The organism is Latilactobacillus fragifolii, from assembly GCF_905332535.1.
In the GTDB taxonomy this organism is placed as follows: domain Bacteria; phylum Bacillota; class Bacilli; order Lactobacillales; family Lactobacillaceae; genus Latilactobacillus; species Latilactobacillus fragifolii.
In genome coordinates, this window is record NZ_CAJOCF010000002.1 from 329,444 (window position 1) to 348,310 (window position 18,867).

The following is an 18,867-nucleotide window of genomic DNA, read 5'->3' on the forward strand; positions in this document are numbered from 1 at the left end:
ATCTTCAGCCTAAAAGACCATTGCTATAAAAGATATTTTACAAAGTATAAATATTATTATTAAACTTACTATACAACCGCATCCGCTAAAGTCTATTACCTTTTTCTGAAAAAATTATCTTTGAAAACATTTCTAGTAGATTTGATAACGACGTAGTTAATGATGTCAGTATTCTTATAATAATAGTAGTGAGAACAAATTCTACAAGATCCATCGTTTCTCCTAATCAATAACAGATTATAGAAATATTTTATGTGTGTCAGCTTAATCCTTCGTCAAATTTAAATACAAACTATATTGCACTGGTTTTTCAAGGATTAAATTCATTGTTACAACTGGATCGATCTTACCATCGTTAACGACCATTGATTCTTGTCGTAATGACTTCTGGTCAATATCAACAAGCCCTAAGTAATAGAAATCAGTACCTTCATCATCACTTTTTTTCACAAATAATGGCATTTTTAATTCACCAGATGCATTCCCTTGAACCATTGTTTGAACTTCTGCTGAGTCGATTTTCCGAGGATGACGCGTGAACATGCGCATCGTTTGACTATTTAAAAACTCATCTTCGTACTTAATACCATCATCAATATCCTGCGATTTGGCATAGGTAATAAATAGTGGGCAAGTCCCATATGCTGTTTTATAGCCATAAATTGTTGAAGACTGATCTTTCTCCCAACCTAATAAACGACAAGCATCTTTTCGCGTATACTTCTTACCAATTGTTAATGGCACAGTTTGATCATAATCGTCTGCTTTGAATAAACCCGTCGCTAAAACATCATCCACAAGCAATTTGAAAAACGAATTTGCTTGATAAGCAGCCTTAATTTTAGAGTTTAATTGATATTGATTGTTAAGTAATATTACGTAGGCTTCACGACCGTATTTGTCTTGATCTGTTGTTTTAAAGAAGCTTAACCCAAGGATTAATAACATTGAGTCTAACGTCTTCTGATCAGTTCTAGCGTGTACCTGTTCAAGTGCTCGTTTGAAGTCATCAACTGATAATCCACCATCTTTTTCAAGCAGTAGCTTTAATAATAATAACTCGTGAACTCGCATCCCGTTCAGTAATTCTTTGGATAGCATTCTTAGAACCTGATCTTCGTCAATAGTGAGATGGACATCCTCTTTCATCTTCAACAAGAACTGGTAATAGTTGTCGTATTTAGCAACCAGAACTGAGCCATCAATCGAACCATGCGTTGTAAAATCAAACAACAACGGTACTCTGCCAAGACGTTTCTTCAAATCTTGATAATCATCGCGCAACTGTTTCAATTCAGTCAAATTACTATTATTAATCGAATCGTAAACCCGTTGTTTAGCAACTTCGGTAAAATTAATCGTCGACATCCCGATAATTTGGTCCGTACTCAACTTACTACGTAGACTATTCTTATTCCGTGAATGGTCACCTGTTAAAGCAATCGGAATCAAATAGTTATTCTTGTAATTTCCGATAAAATCAATCACCGTCACAAAATCTTTACGCGGAAACTTCCGTAAACCCCGGCCCAGTTGCTGGATAAAGATAATACTGGATTGCGTATTCCGCAACATTACCACTTGATTGATACAAGGAATGTCGATCCCTTCATTGAAAATATCAACCGTCACAATATATTGATACTTACCAGCTTCAAAGTCTCGAATGACTTGTTCTCGATAATCAACACTATCTTCGCCAGTCAAAGCAACTGAAGGATAGCCTTTAGCGGTCATAATCTGCGCAACTTCTTTGGCTTCATCTTTCCGGCTACAGAAAATTAAGCCATGGACCTGATCACCTGCATAACCATAATAGTTCAACTGCTGTTCAACATAATCCATTCGTTCCGAAGAAACTAAATTTTGTAACGGTGTCTTTTCCTCACTAATCTCGCCATCTAACTCGTAGTCCGTCACACCAATATAATGAAACGGGGCTAACATATCTTCTTCCAAAGCATCTTGCAGGCGAATCTCATAGGCCAAATTATAGTCGAACAACTCGTAAATATTAAAATCGTCCGTCCGTTCAGGAGTCGCCGTCATTCCTAATAAAAATTGTGGTTTAAAATAATCAATCACCCGATGATAGCTGCTGGCACCCGATTTGTGTGCTTCATCAATCATGATATAGTCAAATTCTGCTGGGTCAAACTGCGTTAATGTCCTCTCTTTGGACAGCGTTTGGACCGTCGCAAATAAATATCGTGCATCCCGTTGATTTTCATTCCCCGATAAGATCCCATACTCTGACCAATCGCCGCCTAACACCTGATGGAAACTGGCTTTAGCCTTCATTAAAATCTGTTCACGATGCACAATAAATAGGAACTTCTTCGGATTCACACGTTGGACATCAAATGCCCCCAAATAAGTTTTCCCAGTTCCGGTTGCCGAAACAATTAATGCTTTTTGATGGCCCTCATGTCGCAAGAAATTCAACGACTTCAACGCCTCTTTTTGCATATGATTAGGCGTAATCGTGCTGTAGTGTGCGGACTCTTCGGCAACAATTGCGGCTGGTTCGTTTTTCTGACGATTAATAATAATTGTCTGGTAATCAGCTTCATAATTAGCAATCCAATCTGGCGTTAACACCTCTGCACGTTGCCATTGCTGTTGGACTTCGTTGATAACTTGGGCGGTTAGCGCTGCATTTTCATATGAGGTAATTCTTAAGTTCCACTCGTAATTACGAATTAATGCCGTTTCAGTCAAGTTCGAGCTTCCAATAATCATTGATTGATAGTCGCCCTTATCAAAAATATAACCTTTGGCATGAAATGAATCAGATTGTTTTAAAATCCGCACCTCAAGGTTGGGGATTTTCAACAATTCTTTAAAGACTTTAGGCTTGTTAAAGCCTAGATAATTAGACGTCAAAATCCGGCCCGTAACCCCTTTTAAGGCAAGGTCGGCTAACTTTGGTTTCAGCATCGTTAAAACTGCCTCTGTAATGAAAGCCACGGCAAAAGTGAAGTGCTGGCAAGTCATCAGTTCTTCATCCAAATGCGTCTTAACATGATCTTCTGCTGTGTTAAATAGTAACTTCGGCAGGTATTCGTCCTGAGAAATATAGCGCTCCTTATCAACTAATCCTGCTAAAGCTGAATTTTGTAATTCAGTCTGTAAATCCGTCATGAATGCTCCCTACTTAAACGTTAATTGTGTTAAATCTTGTTTTTGAATGGCTTGCATCGCTGCCACATCTGCTGGAGCCCAAGTTAATTGGTCCAATTCAGATTGATGGCACCATTTCATCTGGCTGTGCGCCACTAACCCAAAACTTTCCTTTGTGAACTGCGCATAATAAACGGTTAAATGAACGTTACCAAAGTCATATTGGTGTACATCGGTTGCGACTGTCGGCCCAACTAAAATATCAGCTCCCAACTCTTCTTTTATTTCCCGCACTAAAGCAGCTTCCGGCGCCTCATCCGGTTCGATCTTCCCACCCGGAAATTCCCACAAATCTCCTAAAATTCGGTCAGTGGCCCGCTTTGTGCATAGAATTTGATTATCCTTGATGATTGCAGCACCAACGACGTAGATATCTTTCATGTTTGAACACACTCCATTGCATTAATTCTTACGAACATATTACTATTATTTTTCAATTTCACTATGGATTTCTGGATACTTTGCACTTAATGTAGTTCTAAGTGCACCTACCTGTTTCTTAAAGTCCTGTATTTTATCTAAAATCTGCTCAGCAATTACTTTTTTTACCGGATTTTTAATAGACGCTAATTCGTTTCCCACCAACTCTAAATTATAATACTCCTCATTCTCGTAAATATTGTCTAGTATTTTGAATAACTGCTCTTTACTAATATCCAAAACGGATACGCTTTCTTCTTCACTCACTCTAATTTGTACCTCATTATTGTTAATGTTTAAGATATCCATACTGATTCCCCTTTTCTACATAAGTATCATACCCTGCTTCCATCGCATCTACAAAGTCTTCATAAGAATAACTTACATTTCCATCACTATCAAATACCTCTTTAGACAGGAAGTCTCCTGATTTTAACTCATGTTTTTTTGTAACCGTATTAAATTTAGCGATAATAAGCCTATCTGGATTTAATAATGCTCCTAAAGTTGAATTATGCGTAATAACAAAAACAGGAATAGTACCAGATAATTCCCTGAGCTTTGGTATTAATTCATATTTAATAAATACATTATCTAGAGACCCTTCCGGTTCATCCACTAATACAATATCAGCCTTCTTTGCATCATCTAATTTCATCATTAATCCTAAAGCCATTTGCTGTCCTCCTGATGCACGAGTACCAGCTTCCGTTAATAACTCAACTCTAAAATTAAATAAATATCGAGATAAATCCAATCCACTTTCAAGTGTAAATTTTGTCAGGTACTTATCGCTAAATAAATTCTTCAGAAATAGTAAGTAATTTTTATTTGTATATGGCGTTACTAAATCACCCTTTACCGCAGTCCTACCCTCACTTGGTACATTTTTTATAAAATCATCGGCACTTTTCCACTCTTCTTTTACAACATGAATTTTATAAGAATATTCGGGTACTACATTATCCACAATATCTGCAATAGCTTTCTTCATAAATAATTCAATTTGCTGTTTTTCTTTATAACGGCTAAATTGACTCACAATATCAAGGGTACTAACTGGCTGTATAGCAGTTTTTTTTACAACTATATTTTTTACGATTTCTACGATATTATTTACTTTTTCCTTTATTTCATTATCTAATTCTTGTCTTATCAAATTAGTTCTAAGTTCTCTATACGCCGATATCAAGTTAGCTAGGTATATTTCCCTTCTCTCCCCTGAAATGAATTGCCATAAATCTCGAGCTTCAATTACTTCCTTCATCTTCTCCATATTTTTTTGGTTCTGTTTTGTGTCTAATATCTCGAATTTATTTTGTGAAAATAATTGAACTTCTTTTGCTACTTTCGAAGATACAAACTCATTAGCAAATCGTCTCACACTCTTTAAATATTCTTCAACTTGGTCTTCAAAATTGGTTTTATAAAACTGTACAATACCATCAAGTTGCGTTTTATTATTTTCTACCCATCGATTTCGAAAATCATTTGCTATCCTATTTTTTTCTTGATCCAAAAATACTTTTGTTTCTTCATTTGATTTGAATTGACGAATATATGCAATTGTGTTGTCACTATTTTCATATTGGCTTTGTATATGGTCTAGTAAATATGTTTTCCCACTACCCCTTCTACCAACAATTAAATTTAATTTTGTTGAAACGGCTATCGGATTATTTTCTACATCAATTTCAAATATATTACTAAGTCCATCTTTAGTTGTTTGAACATGTTCTTTATTTTTTAACTCTTCTAACAATTGATTAAAATTAAATTTTTCCATCTGCACAAAGGTGTTCTTCAACCCAAGTTTTACTATATCATTGCGAACGGGATCAGGATCAACTTCTGTTGCATGGCCGTCACTAAATAAAACTGGACAATATGGTTGATCCTGTAATAATGCTTTTTGAAACCTTAATTGTGTTCCTACACCGCGTACAAGAGTATAATTTCGAAAGAATGGATCATTAAAATCTTCATCAATTACAAGTGAATTACTCTTACCATACTCAAAAATAATGATACCTTTTTTCATTTCTGAGAATTTTTCTTTAAACTCTTCGATAGATAGTCCTTTCACTACACCTAACTCAAGGGTCTGTGCTATTTTAGCTAACTTATTTCTATTATCTTCTGAATTTTCAAAAACTATATTCACATGTCCATCTTTTAAACTTAATTCAATACCAGGTAATACTGTGCACTCTAATGCATCATTAATTTCCTTAAACTGCGTCTCTGAAAATAAATTATGATTTGTTATTGCTATCGCATCCAGTTTCTGGACCTTTACATATTCTTTCAACCAACCAAGTGAAAAAATAAAACCATTATCTTTTCCAGCTTTTGATAATGTATGTATATGAAAATCAATTTTTATTGTCACTATAATCCCCCCAAAAATTAAATAGTACTATTTAGTAATAACTATATACTTTTATTTCTTACAGTGAAATCACAATTTAATATTATGTCTAATTCTCATTATTCTTTGTAGTAACCATATAAATAATAATTTTTATAATACCCTATAATATATTGAAAGCTCCCCATTTTTCTAACTAATAGCACTCAATTTTAGTTATAGAATCCAGTTTAGTTACATCTGATTTTTAAAGATAGTTAGAATCTAGGGCGGATTTTGAGAAGTCGCTATTCGTTTATTTGAGTATTGTACCGCTAGAGGCACCTTTATGTTTTTCATCCCCCAAAATCCGTATAAATAATAACCCAATATTCAAAAACAAAAATAACGGTCCCTAAACAGGGGCCGTTATTTTTATCCATTAAGTGAGCGGATTTTCATCGATCGCTGGCAAATATTTGCCAGCCAAGCCAGCGATCACCGTTAGCCAGCCCACACTGATTAGACCGGCCAGGTGAATCAATTGACTGGTGGTGTTAGTCATTGCGACACTGCCACTGATTTGGGCAATCATGGCCGCCAGGTTTTGTTGTCGCAAGGCGGCTAAACCCATCAAACCAATAATTAAAATAAATTGCATTAGGATACTACCGAGATACGTATTCCGATATTTAACAATTAAGGTTTGGGCTGGTGTCGTGACACCGGTGTTATAAGCACGATGATTTAAAAGAATGCTGTTGGCACTGCCAAAGAAACTAATCAATACAATCCCGAGGAGGATTGTGTATGGAATCATCATCAGCCAAGCGCCAATGATGCAACCTAGTAGTTGGCCTTTTAGGTCTGATAATTGGGTAAAGCGTCCTTGAATCGTACGGCGCATAACTTGCGCCAGAAGCATGCCGATTCCATAGGTCATATACGCGGCAATCATTAAGGCCTTATTTTGAACGGCAACAAAGATATAAAGCATTAGGAACGTCTCAAATGCACCGTTGATTAGCGCGGCGATTAATAACCAAGCTGGCATATTCGTCTGCATCCCCCGCGTCAGAATAACCCGGATAACTAGTCCAATTAAGCCAACAATCGCAATGAGCACTAGTTGCCAAACAAACTTAGCTTCAAATAGGCGCAAGTATCGCAACGCAAATGCCATGATAGTGACCCAGATAAATAATTCTAAATTATTGACCGATTTCGTTTGCGGTACAAAAACGGCTTCGCCAGGTTGTTTTACAAACGGTTCAAAGCGCTGCATGCCCATCAAACCGATTAAAACAAAACCCATAATGACTACAAAGACCAACCGGTACGAAAAGTGACTCGCAATGATTAAACCCCCAGCGGTGAGTAAACTAAATCCCAATAAGGTCTTAATTTCAGTACCCATAAGATACCATTTCCAAACCACGCGCTCGTGATAATAAACGCCCTCATAGGTCGGCATGATTACACTGGCGCTAGCCCCCAAGATAAAAGCCGCCATATCGGTTAGATACAACCACGGCGAAATGGCCAATACCAATAAAGCCCCAGCAGCTAGCACCATGCTGATACTAGTTATTTTAAACGCATTTTGCACGTGTCCTAGACTATTGACAAATAATAGGCCCGTTTTTAAGGCTGTATAGAATAAGATATATGGCATATAAGATGCCGCCGACTGTCCGCTATGAATCATGGTTAATCCAATTAATGGAAATATTGGAATTAGCTTTGCCACTGCAAAGACAAGTCCTTGTTTGATCTTTTCACCAGTCGTTAATGGTTGCCCATTTGTCATCAATGATCCCTACTTTCATTGATTAGATGGTACCCTATATTGGATTGGATTTCAAAGCCCAGCCATTAAAAGGCGCAATTAATTGCACAAAAAAACACCGCATAGCGTTGAAACGCTGTGCGGTGTTTTGCTGAGCTTTTTATTCCCATTCCACTGTTGAAGGTGGCTTGCTCGTAATATCGTACACGATTCGGTTGACGTGATCGACTTCGTTGACGATCCGCACCGAAACTTTTTGCAAGACATCCCATGGAATCCGTGAGAAGTCCGCGGTCATCCCGTCGATTGAGTTAACGGCCCGGATGCCGACTGTATAGTCGTATGTCCGGCCATCGCCCATGACACCCACACTACGGATGCCTGGTAAGACAGTAAAGTATTGCCAAACCGTTTTATCTAAGCCGGCAAGCGCAAATTCTTCACGCAGAATTAAATCACTGTCGCGGACAATCTTCAATTTGTCTTCTGTGACTTCCCCAAGGACCCGAATCCCCAGACCAGGACCAGGGAATGGTTGGCGCCAAACGAGTTCATGTGGCATCCCTAATTTTTCACCAAGGTCACGAACTTCATCTTTAAATAACGTATTTAAAGGTTCAATTAAGCTAAATTGCATGTCTTCTGGTAGCCCACCAACGTTATGATGAGATTTGATGGTTGTTGCAGTACTTGTTCCACTTTCAATAATGTCCGTGTATAAAGTCCCTTGCGCTAAGAAGTCGATGCCGTTTAACTTAGTTGCTTCTTCGTCGAACACTTGGATAAATTCGTTACCAATAATCTTCCGTTTCTTTTCTGGATCCGAAACGCCCGCGAGTTTGTTCAAGAAACGTTCTCTTGCGTCCACTTGGATAATGTTCAGGCCAAATTTACCGCCAAGACTTTCCATCACTTGTTCAACTTCGCCTTTTCTGAGTAAGCCGTGATCAACAAAGATGCTGACCAATTGGTCTCCAATTGCGCGGTGCAATAACACCCCAACAACCGAAGAGTCGACCCCGCCTGAAAGGCCGAGTAAGACTTTTTTATCACCGACTTGTTCGCGAATCTTTTCGATTTGCATGTCGATGAAATCATTCATTGTCCAGTTGTCTTGGGCCCCACAGACACCAAATGCAAAGTTCTTTAAAATATCGTTCCCGAATTCAGTGTTTTGTACTTCAGTATGGAATTGAATCCCATAAATGTGCTTAGCGCGGTTTTCGATCGCCGTAAACGGGGTGTTGTCACTTTCAGCAACTGTGACGTAACCTTCTGGAATCGCAGTCACTTTATCACCATGACTCATCCACACCGTTTGTTTTTCAGGAAGACCTTTGAATAAGTCACTGTCTTTATCAGTGACCGTAATTTCAGCCTTACCATATTCACGTTCTGTTGATGCTTCAACATTCCCGCCGTTTTTAAAACTGATTAACTGCATCCCGTAACAAATCCCGAGAATTGGAATCCCTAGTTCAAAAATTTCGGGGTCAACTGAAAAGGCACCATCATCGTAAACACTCATTGGGCCACCCGAGAAAATAATTCCCTTAGGGGCGATTTTCTTGATTTGCGCTGCAGTTGTCGTGTTAGGCAACAATTCAGAGAAAATCCCGAATTCACGGATACGACGTGTAATCAATTGATTATACTGACTACCGTAATCTAATACGATAATCTTATCGAAATCTTGCATGTCCTTTTGGGCCAAACAACTCACTCCTCTTTTTTAATAAAGTGACGGGTCGCCCCGTCACTTAGTTCATAACACTTGTCAAACGATAATGTATCCATTTTACTGATTAATAATGAAAACGTCAATGGATTGAAGGCCTTCCTGTGAAAAAACTCATTCTACAATTAATATTTACGTAGGAAGACCTTATCAATCACGTGATGTTTCGTTTTATGCAAAATGACATCGGCGCGATTCCGCGTTGGTAAAATATACTCATTTAAATTCTGTAAGTTGATGTCCCGCCATACCCGCCGCGCCATCTTAAACGCACTTTGGCGGTCCCCGATGGCGTATGGGTAATAGTAGTTGGTCGGATCATCTTGCGCTAAGTCGAGCAATAGATCGAAACGCTCGAGGAACCACTTCCTGATCAAATCGGCTTGGGCATCGACATAAATTGAAAAGTCGAAGAAGTCACTGACGTATATCTGCTCAGTTGAGGGCAACTGTAAGACGTTGATGCCTTCGACAATTAAAACATCTGGATCGTCAATCACGTCGAATTTATCCGGCACAATATCGTAAATCTGATGCGAATATTGCGGTGCTTTGACGGGGCCATCGTTATTTTTGACCGCATTCATAAATTGAATCAGGTGCGGCATATCATAACTTTCGGGGAAGCCCTTTTTATCGAGAATGCCCTTTTGTTTCAGGGTGGCTGTCGGATATAAAAATCCATCAGTCGTAATCATCTGGACCTTCTTATCTGGATAGGCGCGGCTGAGAAGAAGTTGTAACAAGCGCGCGGTCGTACTCTTACCGACCGCGACACTCCCCGCGATGCCGATGATAAACGGTGTTTTATGGGGCTTAATCTCTAGGAATTCAGACTTTTCCATCTGGCGCATCTGGTACTGTTCATAGTTCATCTGGATTAAATGCCGTAGCGGTAAATAAATATCACGCACATCGGCAAGTGAGATCCGATCATTCAAGCCCCGAATCTGTTCCAACTCTGAATCTGTAATGCCCGTATACCCGTCACCGCGACCATGAAACCCTTGCCATTCATCGCGCGGAATTTCATAATATTTCATCTCGTTTTTCATCCGACATCCTCCAATCCTAAACGCATTCATTTTAACATTAAAAACAAAGGGCGTCATCTGGCGTTTATCTTCTGCGGATGCCTCTAGTGATGTGCATAAGGCCGATTAACGGCTCGGCTTTGGTCTTTATAAATGATTATGATCAACAGCCCTAAGCTAAGCAAACTAATGACGACCCCTATTCGCTGAATAGGCGTTGTTTGATAGTCAACGGTTATCCTGCCGGTTCCTTTCAAAGCAACTTCGGTTCGTCCAGTTTGTTTATTCATCCGCACCGGTACTCGCTGATGATTGCGCTCGGCAACGTACCCCTTGTAATAGATAAAGGGCACTTCAACGACGGCTTTTTGATCCGTTAATGTCCGGAAATCAAACTGATAACGGCCCCAGGAATGTTGCACATTGGTAATGGCTATTTTACGGTGCGAATACCTAAGCACTTGTTTTTTATGCCGCAAAATTTTCTGGTAATCGGTTTGAGCGGGTAAGTACTCATGCCCAGCGCCAATATAATACGGGTTGGGCGTGTTGTAGGCTGCATTCGTTCTAAAGCGCCAACTTTGGTTTTGAATACTGTTTGTTGAATAAATAACGTTTCCCACACCCAATAATAGAATAAGTAGATAAAAGTAGAACTTATTATTTAATAAATGGCATGCATCCTTAGCCACTAAGTAACTCACAATGGCCGTAATAATGGCAAAAAAACGCCACGGGAACTGAATGGTGTTGACAATTGTATGATCCAACAAATGCCATGGCATAATCGGCGTCACCGCTATGAATAGCCCCAGCGCAATCACAATTAGATCACGGTCATTTTTATAATAGTAAAATAGGCCACACGCGATCCCTAATCCAAGTAGAACCGTGATGCCGACGTTAACCGTATTAGCATGGAAAACCGCATTCGTTAATGAATTAACAACAAGGCTTTTCAACGGTAATGTGCGATCTGATAAAAAAGCCAGTGGTTGGGCGGTCACTTGAAAAGTCGTCGTTGCCATTTGTTCGCCAACCGCTAAGAAATAACTGCCTAATAAGCCAAGTGCTAATAACCCCGCCGCAATGAGCGGCTTCAAACTCTTATTTTGATAGAAGGTCTTGAGGTTGAATAAGGTATAAATAATGATGACAATCCCCATCATTTCAACCGAAATCATATGACTGTAGCCAATTGCCACCATCCCGATTGATAACAGATACCAATACCGGTGCTCACCTTTTTTTAACCGCGTTAACATCACAATAATTAAGGGGAAAAAGGTCAGCGCGATCACTTCGCCAATAGCTTGCCGATTAACTAAATCCGCAAACCGATAAATACTAAGGCCATACATCAAAGAGAATATTAAAGCTTGTTTTTTATTAAAACCCGCTAATTTCCCCGAAATATATGTGATTAAGAACGTACTAAAATTAAGCACAATTGCAAATATAATAAAACTTTCTTTAATGGATAAGCCGATGATTCTCAGAATGGCTGGTAAATAGAGGAAAGTATCTGGGTAAAAAAGACTGGCCGCATATCCCATACCGCCAATAAAAAAGTAACTAATTTTCGGGAACCAGTTACCATGTTTAATGGCCAGTGCCAAATTCTCAATGCGGTTCATGTGGAAATGATAGTCCGAACCCGATAGGATTTTATTGGGCTGTAAATAGACGATGGCCACCATCGCAATACTTAATAAGCCAAAAAACACTAAAGTGACTGCCGTCGTATGGCGCCTGTAAAAATACTTTAATCTTTGCATCATAGTACTCCTTATAAAATAGGCTAGTTAATTGCCCGCCCAGCATCAATTTAGCAGGGGCAATCGAATTTTAATCAGTATCAATCATATTCTATATAAACTGTAACGAATCGCAGCGAGCCATGTACACTTTTTTGTCCGCTGTACTCGAATCTATCGCTTGAACCGTGAAGCGGTCTTTATTACTGTGTTCTTATAACAGTATTCTTTTGTTTAAACGCCTCAAGTAAAAACGCCCGCTTTTCAGCGCGCGTTTTGCCTAGTTAATTAACGTATAGTCATCCGGGTCTACATTATCAATCAAAGGTGACATCTCCGCCGTTGCTAATAAGGTGAGACGATGCATCGCTCTTGAACAGATGGTGTAGAGCAATTGCCGTTGATCTTCATGATTATAGTTGGTTGCACTGACTTGCCAACCAATAATCGCGTCAAATTCCAACCCCTTAGCTAAGAAACTTGGGACAACTAGCGACCCTGCTGCTAAACGTTGATTTTCGGAACGAATTAAGGTGACTTTGGTGCCACTGGCTTTCAACTTAGCCGTTAATTCTTGCGCTTGCACCAATGTCTTGGTGATAATCGCCGTCGTTAATTTATCTGCCTCGTTCTTAACCAATTGGGCCTTCACGTCAGCGACCAATTGATCTTCATTTTGACGCACAATCAAGTTGGGTTTGTCACCTTCACGATTGAAGGCTTCAATCTTTTGCCCGCCTTTTAAAAGCCCCTTGGTAAAGTCCGTCACTTGTTTAGTTGACCGATATGACCGCGTCAATTGGACGACCTTCGTATTTTGCGCATCAAAGAGTTGTTGCACTTGTTGTAATAAGTTTGTGCTGTTTTCTTTGGTAAAAATCGCTTGATTCAAATCGCCAAGTAATGTGAAGCGGGCCTTCGGGAAGTGCATCTTCAAAAAGGCCAATTCATATGGCGTGTAATCTTGAATTTCATCGATAAAAACAAACCGCATATCGCGTTCACCATGTTTACCAGTCATTAAATCATAAAGATGCAAATACGGTGTCACGTCTGTTAACGTCATTTTTTTGGCCTTTAAGTTGACGATAAAATCAGTCACATGCGCGTTCCAAATTTCGGGGGTGAGGTCGAATTCAGCCAAATCAATCAATTGTGGGACAACCCGCATGAAATGCACATATTGCGCTTGAATACTCAAGAAACGATTACGTTGAATCCCCTTTTGAACGGGTTTGAAGGCTTTCAAAACGATTTGCTTAGCAATATATTTGCTTTCTGCTTCGCCATTTTTAAAGTCCTTACCCGCCATGATTTCGCGGAGTTCTTCATCACTTAAGTTTTCAGCTTGCTCAGTCACCCAATCCGCTTTGGTTTCGTGGTCGACTTTGTGGCTCAAGCTACGCAATAAACTTTCCTTCGTCGCATCTAATCGATTGCCTAAATGATAGTTTTCATTGAAACGGTAATAGACATCACTGATTTTTTCCTTACTAATCAAGACCTTACCATTCATCTTCAAATCGCGAAAACGCATGTCCCCTTTTTCAAGATGTGCGGCATAGCGTTTGACCGCTTTATAGAAAACCAAGCTTTCTTTCAGCCGGCTAATGCGCGCATCCGTTTCAGTGATCGGCGTTTCAAATTGATCAAATAAGCTCTGCACAGCCAGATTAGGTAAGCGCCGGGCGACATATTGATAATAAGTCATTTGAATCATATTTTGTTCGCCAAGTTCAGGCAACACATCAGCGATATAATCGTTGAACAACTGATTCGGCGAAAACATGATCACTTGACTAGCATCAAGGTTCCCGCGATACCGGTAAAGCAAAAAGGCAATCCGTTGTAGAATCGCGGATGTTTTCCCAGAACCAGCAGCGCCTTGTACGAATAATAAATCCGCATCAGTGTTCCGGATAATTTGATTTTGTTCCCGTTGAATGGTCGTCACGATACTCTTCATTTGTGTATCGGACTTTTCCCCCAACACTTCAAGCAACATTTGATCACCAATGGTTTCTTGGGTGTCAAACAGGGCCTTAATTTGGCCGTCTTCAATTAAGAATTGGCGTTTCAATGAAATATTGACATCTTGCGGACCATCCGGTGTTTGGTACGTGACCTCCCCCGTCTTTCCTTCATAGTAAATCGATGAAATGGGCGCCCGCCAGTCGTAGATCAAGAAATGATCTTCGCGATCGGTGAATGAGCCCAGCCCGATATAAATTGATTCCGACTTCGGTTCACCCTTTTCTTTAAAATCAATCCGCGCAAAATAAGGGGTTTTTTCCATTTTTTGTAACGTCGCAAGTTGGCGGGAAGCTTGTTGCCAAGAATTATTCCGCTCTTGCAACATTTGGCGTTGCTGTTCAATGGAAACTGCCGTTTCAGTCATCGCTGAATCATTATTGAAATTCAACCGCACATCATCAAAGAAGTTGGCGTTAATTTCTTTTTCTTCTGATTTAGCCCGTTTAACAGCACCTTCAAAGTGTTTTTCGGCGTTTTTAATTAACCCGATAATTTCGGTTAAACGGCGTTGTTCTAATGATTTTTGTTCGTCAGTCAAAGCAGATGTCCCCCGATTTCTAAATAAACAGTTCTACAAGTTTAACACTAAATTCACAAGAGTGCGACTTCCAACACTTATCTTTCAAGGATCAGTCTAATCGTACAGATAAGCGCTATGTAGCTGACCGGCAGAAGCCCATCTCTGCCGGGACACGTTATGCGCGCCCCATGAAAAATCCCGCTGCTGCCACCAATATTCCTAACCCGTAGGTTAATAACAGATAGCCGAAGAAAATATGATATCGGCGGCGAAACCACAGCTGACTTAACTCGCTATTAAACGTTGAAAAAGTCGTGTAGCCACCCAACACGCCGACCCCTAAAAAAAGCGTCCACGTTTGATCCAATTGTGCCCCGGTCACCCAGCCTAAGCAAAAGCTTCCCGTTAAATTAATCAAAAAGGTGATTAATGGATATTCGCTTGCAATCTGTGTCCCAAGGCGTGTTAGTTGGTACCGCAAAATGGCGCCGATTGCCGCGCCCAAACCGACAATTAAGAATGTCATCATTTAAGCACCTGCGCCTTATCTTGCTGATCGAGCAGCCAAACCGCCCAGTAATCTGCCACTAAACTCAAGCCGACTCCGCCAAGCAAACTAATCCCGATGTACAGCCCGAATGGTAGCCATTGACTGGCCACCATTAACTTCAAGGCATCCACGCTAAAACTAGAAAAAGTCGTGAAGGCGCCCAAAAAACCCGTCCCCATTGCAAGGGCCAGCGTGTCGTTAATCTGATAACGAACCACAATATACCGCATTAAAAAAGGGAGACCAAAAGCCCCAATCAAATTCACACACAAAGTGCCATATGGAAACCCCGCTGTTGGGTGCAATCCAAGCCCAATTGCATAGCGAAAAATCCCGCCAAAAAAAGCAAAAATGCCGACAGCCAAACTCGCTTTTAGCTTCATTTTAAAGTACCCCCTTTTTAATATCGTAGCATCTATTTTACAGAAGTTGTTCCCAATTGTAAATTAGTTGCAGATAGTAACTAGCAATCATAACGAATTTTTTAAATAATTTAATTATAAATAACCGATTAACTAAAACGATAATTTTAGCATTTATTGATATCGGCATTCAATCTCGTGCTTCAAAATGCGCGGCTCTTGCTCAAAAAAAATTCAATTTTGACATGCTTTGGTTAGTTAGTGTATGCTCTACACAACTTTATTGTGCATTGAAAGGATCTTTCTTATGACTAGCTTAGCACTCGTAATCGTTCTATTGGCGGCCTTAATGACACCGTTACTCATGGCAAAGTTTAAAATTTCTTATCTCCCCACCGCAGTTGCTGAAATTTTGGTCGGCATTTTACTCGGGAAAAGTGGCTTGCAGCTCATCGCAACCACCCCGATATTGACCGAACTTTCATCACTAGGGGTGATTGTCTTAATTTTCTTAAGTGGGATGGAAATCGACTTTGAACTTTTTAAAAAGCAACCCACCACCGCTAAATCTGGCGAAAAACAGCCGTTGACGCCCTTACAGCTGGCTATTGGTAGTTTTACGCTCATTCTATTCAGTTCACTAGGGCTCGCTGGTTTATTGGCGTGGAGTGGTTTGTTCACCGATGTCGCCCTTGCAACGATTCTCTTTTCAACCATTGCCTTAGGCGTCGTCATCGCCGCGTTGAAAGAAAAAGAACTCCTCAGCCAACCACTTGGTCAAACAATTCTATTAATTGCCGTTCTCGGCGAAATTATCCCCCTGATTTCATTAACGATTTATGCCGCCGTCAATAACCCTGGTTCTAAGAGTTTGTGGTTACTCTCGCTAATTTTTTTAGCAGCCATCTTTTTATTGATGCGGTTTAAAACCGTTTATCATTTCTTTGAACGGATTGATAAATCGACAACGCAGCTTGATATTCGTTTAGCCTTTTTCTTAATCATCACGCTCGTATCAATTGCCGAAGAAGTGGGGGCCGAAAGTATCTTGGGCGCCTTCTTAGCCGGCATGGTCATGAAACTGTTGCGCCCCCGTGAAGAAACGCAAGATAAATTAACATCAATCGGCTATGGCTTTTTCATTCCCATCTTTTTCATTATGACTGGTGCGAAACTCAATATTCCGGCCTTGCTTGGTGATCCTAAATCCCTGACGTTGATTCCTTTTTTCTTCATCAGTTTTATCGGGGCAAAAGCTTTGATTTACTTCGTCTTAAAACGGCGCTTTAAAACCACTAACGCCCTCGCCGGGACATTTCTCAGTTCAACAACCATCACATTAGTCCTCCCAATTCTGACCGTTGGGCAGAACTTGAAAGTCATCACCACACAACAATCTGGCGCCTTCACCATTGCGGCAGTTATTAGCTGTATTCTCGGACCAATTTTATTCAACCGGTTCTATCTACCAACGCCAGAAGATATGCCCCGCAAGCGGGTTAACTTCATCGGCGCCAATATCATGACGATTCCTATCGCCCAACAGTTATCAAAAGGGCTTTACACAAGCAAATTATTTACCAATAACGACCAAAATTATCAAATCTACCATAGTCAAGCCAATCTCGAACTTTTGCCGGACTTGGCACCAGCCACTTTAACGACCGCCGCCGTCTTTGATACGGATATCTTGGTCTTGGGCTATTTAAATAACGACCAAAATTATCAACTTGCCCAACAAGCCATCCAAGCCAAAGTCCCGCGCATTATTGCCCGGTTTGAATCTAAACATATTTCAGATGAGCAATATGATGCGCTCAAAGAACATGGCGTTGAAATTTTCAACACTTATGAAGCTAATATCAGTCTGTTACGTAGTTTAATCGAGACCCCCTCGACCTTACAAATCATCGACAACACCGATGCGGGACTCTTTGAAGTTACTGTTAAAAATCGGCGCTTCACTGGCATTCAACTTTCCAACCTACCATTTGTGGACCAAGTCACAATTAGTCGCATTTACCGCGATAAGCAACTGATCATGCCGCATGGTGACACGCAAATCCACCTCAATGACCACCTAATTTTGACGGGGAATAAACAAGCCGTTCCCGCCATCCGCCGCCAATTAGAAACCCTCAATTAAATCATGTTGTCCCTCGCACATTCTCTCTAATAGGTTTATAATGAAACTATCATAATTAAAGGATGGTGCAGATATGAAACAAGGAACAACAATCCTCACATTGGACAATGGTTACCATTTATGGACTAACACGCAAGGAACAGGCGATATTCATTTACTCTGCTTACACGGCGGCCCTGGTGGCAACCACGAATACTGGGAAAACTTTGGTCAGGAATTAGCTGATCTTGGTGTGCAAGTCCACATGTACGACCAACTTGGTTCATTTTATTCTGATCAACCTGATTACTCACAACCAGGCAACGACCAACTATTGACATACGATTACTTCTTAGAAGAAGTTGAAGAAGTTCGGCAAAAATTGGGCATCGATAACTTCTATTTAATCGGCCAATCATGGGGCGGCGCATTGGTTCAAATGTATGCTGCTAAATATGGCCAACACTTAAAGGGCGCCATCATCTCAAGCATGGTCGATGAAATTGACGAATACGTTACAAACATCAACAAAATTCGTGAAGCCATCATGACTCCTGAACAATTAAAATTCATGCAAGACTGTGAAGCTAAGAACGATTACGACAACGATGAATACCAAGCACTTGTCGACAAGTTAAATGCCGGTTATGTTGATCGTAAACAACCACTTGCCATTTCACATCTGATTCCAACAATGGCTACCGACGTTTATGGGGTCTTCCAAGGTGATAACGAATTCGTTGTGACTGGTAAATTAAAAGATTGGCATTTCCGTGACCAACTCCACAAGATTACGGTTCCAACCTTAATCACATTCGGTGAACACGAAACAATGCCAATCGCAACCGCTAAGATTATGGCTGAAAAGATTCCACATGCGCGCTTAGTGACAACCCCCAATGGTGGGCACCATCATATGATTGACAACGCCCCGGTCTACTTCGATCACTTGAAGACCTTCATTAAAGACGTTGAAAATGGTAATTTTAACGATTAACCAGCTTA

Annotated in this window: 13 protein-coding genes; 2 read left to right on the plus strand and 11 right to left on the minus strand. The window is 40.2% G+C overall.

The window, feature by feature from the left end; genetic code table 11:
* Positions 1 to 264: 264 nt before the first annotated feature.
* The 11 genes from J7Q78_RS04290 to J7Q78_RS04340 all read right to left on the minus strand — a co-directional run bounded on the left by J7Q78_RS04290 (position 265) and on the right by J7Q78_RS04340 (position 15,758).
* On the minus strand, positions 265 to 3,144 hold the full coding sequence (locus J7Q78_RS04290) for a DUF3427 domain-containing protein (protein ID WP_208422457.1): 2,880 nt from the start codon (positions 3,142 to 3,144) through the stop codon (positions 265 to 267).
* Positions 3,145 to 3,153: 9 nt separating this feature from the next.
* The gene (locus J7Q78_RS04295) at positions 3,154 to 3,564 is read right to left on the minus strand and encodes a (deoxy)nucleoside triphosphate pyrophosphohydrolase (protein WP_208422458.1); all 411 of its coding nucleotides are present in this window, start codon (positions 3,562 to 3,564) and stop codon (positions 3,154 to 3,156) included.
* Positions 3,565 to 3,609: 45 nt separating this feature from the next.
* Entirely contained in the window at positions 3,610 to 3,870 is a 261-nt protein-coding gene (locus J7Q78_RS04300; protein ID WP_151886770.1) for a hypothetical protein, read from the minus strand.
* Between the two features lie 22 nt (positions 3,871 to 3,892).
* On the minus strand, positions 3,893 to 5,995 hold the full coding sequence (locus J7Q78_RS04305; protein WP_208422459.1) for a hypothetical protein: 2,103 nt from the start codon (positions 5,993 to 5,995) through the stop codon (positions 3,893 to 3,895).
* Positions 5,996 to 6,395: 400 nt separating this feature from the next.
* Positions 6,396 to 7,763: a hypothetical protein gene (locus J7Q78_RS04310; RefSeq protein ID WP_208422460.1), complete on the minus strand. Its 1,368-nt coding sequence runs from the start codon at positions 7,761 to 7,763 to the stop codon at positions 6,396 to 6,398.
* 139 nt (positions 7,764 to 7,902) lie between these two features.
* Entirely contained in the window at positions 7,903 to 9,456 is a 1,554-nt protein-coding gene (gene guaA, locus J7Q78_RS04315; RefSeq protein ID WP_154242740.1) for a glutamine-hydrolyzing GMP synthase, read from the minus strand.
* A 149-nt stretch (positions 9,457 to 9,605) separates the two neighbouring features.
* Positions 9,606 to 10,535, minus strand: coding sequence for a type I pantothenate kinase (gene coaA / locus J7Q78_RS04320; protein ID WP_154242739.1), 930 nt, complete (start codon positions 10,533 to 10,535; stop codon positions 9,606 to 9,608).
* Between the two features lie 83 nt (positions 10,536 to 10,618).
* On the minus strand, positions 10,619 to 12,292 hold the full coding sequence (locus J7Q78_RS04325; RefSeq protein ID WP_208422461.1) for a hypothetical protein: 1,674 nt from the start codon (positions 12,290 to 12,292) through the stop codon (positions 10,619 to 10,621).
* Positions 12,293 to 12,551: 259 nt separating this feature from the next.
* Positions 12,552 to 14,843, minus strand: a complete 2,292-nt coding sequence (gene helD, locus J7Q78_RS04330; RefSeq protein WP_208422462.1) for an RNA polymerase recycling motor HelD — start codon at positions 14,841 to 14,843, stop codon at positions 12,552 to 12,554.
* Positions 14,844 to 15,000: 157 nt separating this feature from the next.
* Positions 15,001 to 15,351 (minus strand): fluoride efflux transporter FluC, encoded by a 351-nt coding sequence (locus J7Q78_RS04335; protein WP_154242736.1) that lies wholly within the window; start codon positions 15,349 to 15,351, stop codon positions 15,001 to 15,003.
* Positions 15,351 to 15,758 carry a fluoride efflux transporter FluC gene (locus J7Q78_RS04340; RefSeq protein ID WP_208422463.1) on the minus strand — a complete coding sequence of 136 codons (408 nt, stop codon included), beginning with the start codon at positions 15,756 to 15,758 and terminating at the stop codon, positions 15,351 to 15,353. Before J7Q78_RS04340 ends, J7Q78_RS04335 begins: the two co-directional genes overlap by 1 nt.
* A gap of 286 nt (positions 15,759 to 16,044) precedes the next feature.
* On the opposite strand from J7Q78_RS04340, the gene J7Q78_RS04345 reads away from it, so the two are divergent.
* Complete coding sequence (locus J7Q78_RS04345) at positions 16,045 to 17,883, plus strand: monovalent cation:proton antiporter family protein (protein ID WP_208422464.1); 1,839 nt, start codon at positions 16,045 to 16,047, stop codon at positions 17,881 to 17,883.
* A gap of 73 nt (positions 17,884 to 17,956) precedes the next feature.
* Positions 17,957 to 18,859, plus strand: coding sequence for a proline-specific peptidase family protein (locus J7Q78_RS04350; protein ID WP_154242733.1), 903 nt, complete (start codon positions 17,957 to 17,959; stop codon positions 18,857 to 18,859).
* Positions 18,860 to 18,867 lie beyond the last annotated feature (8 nt).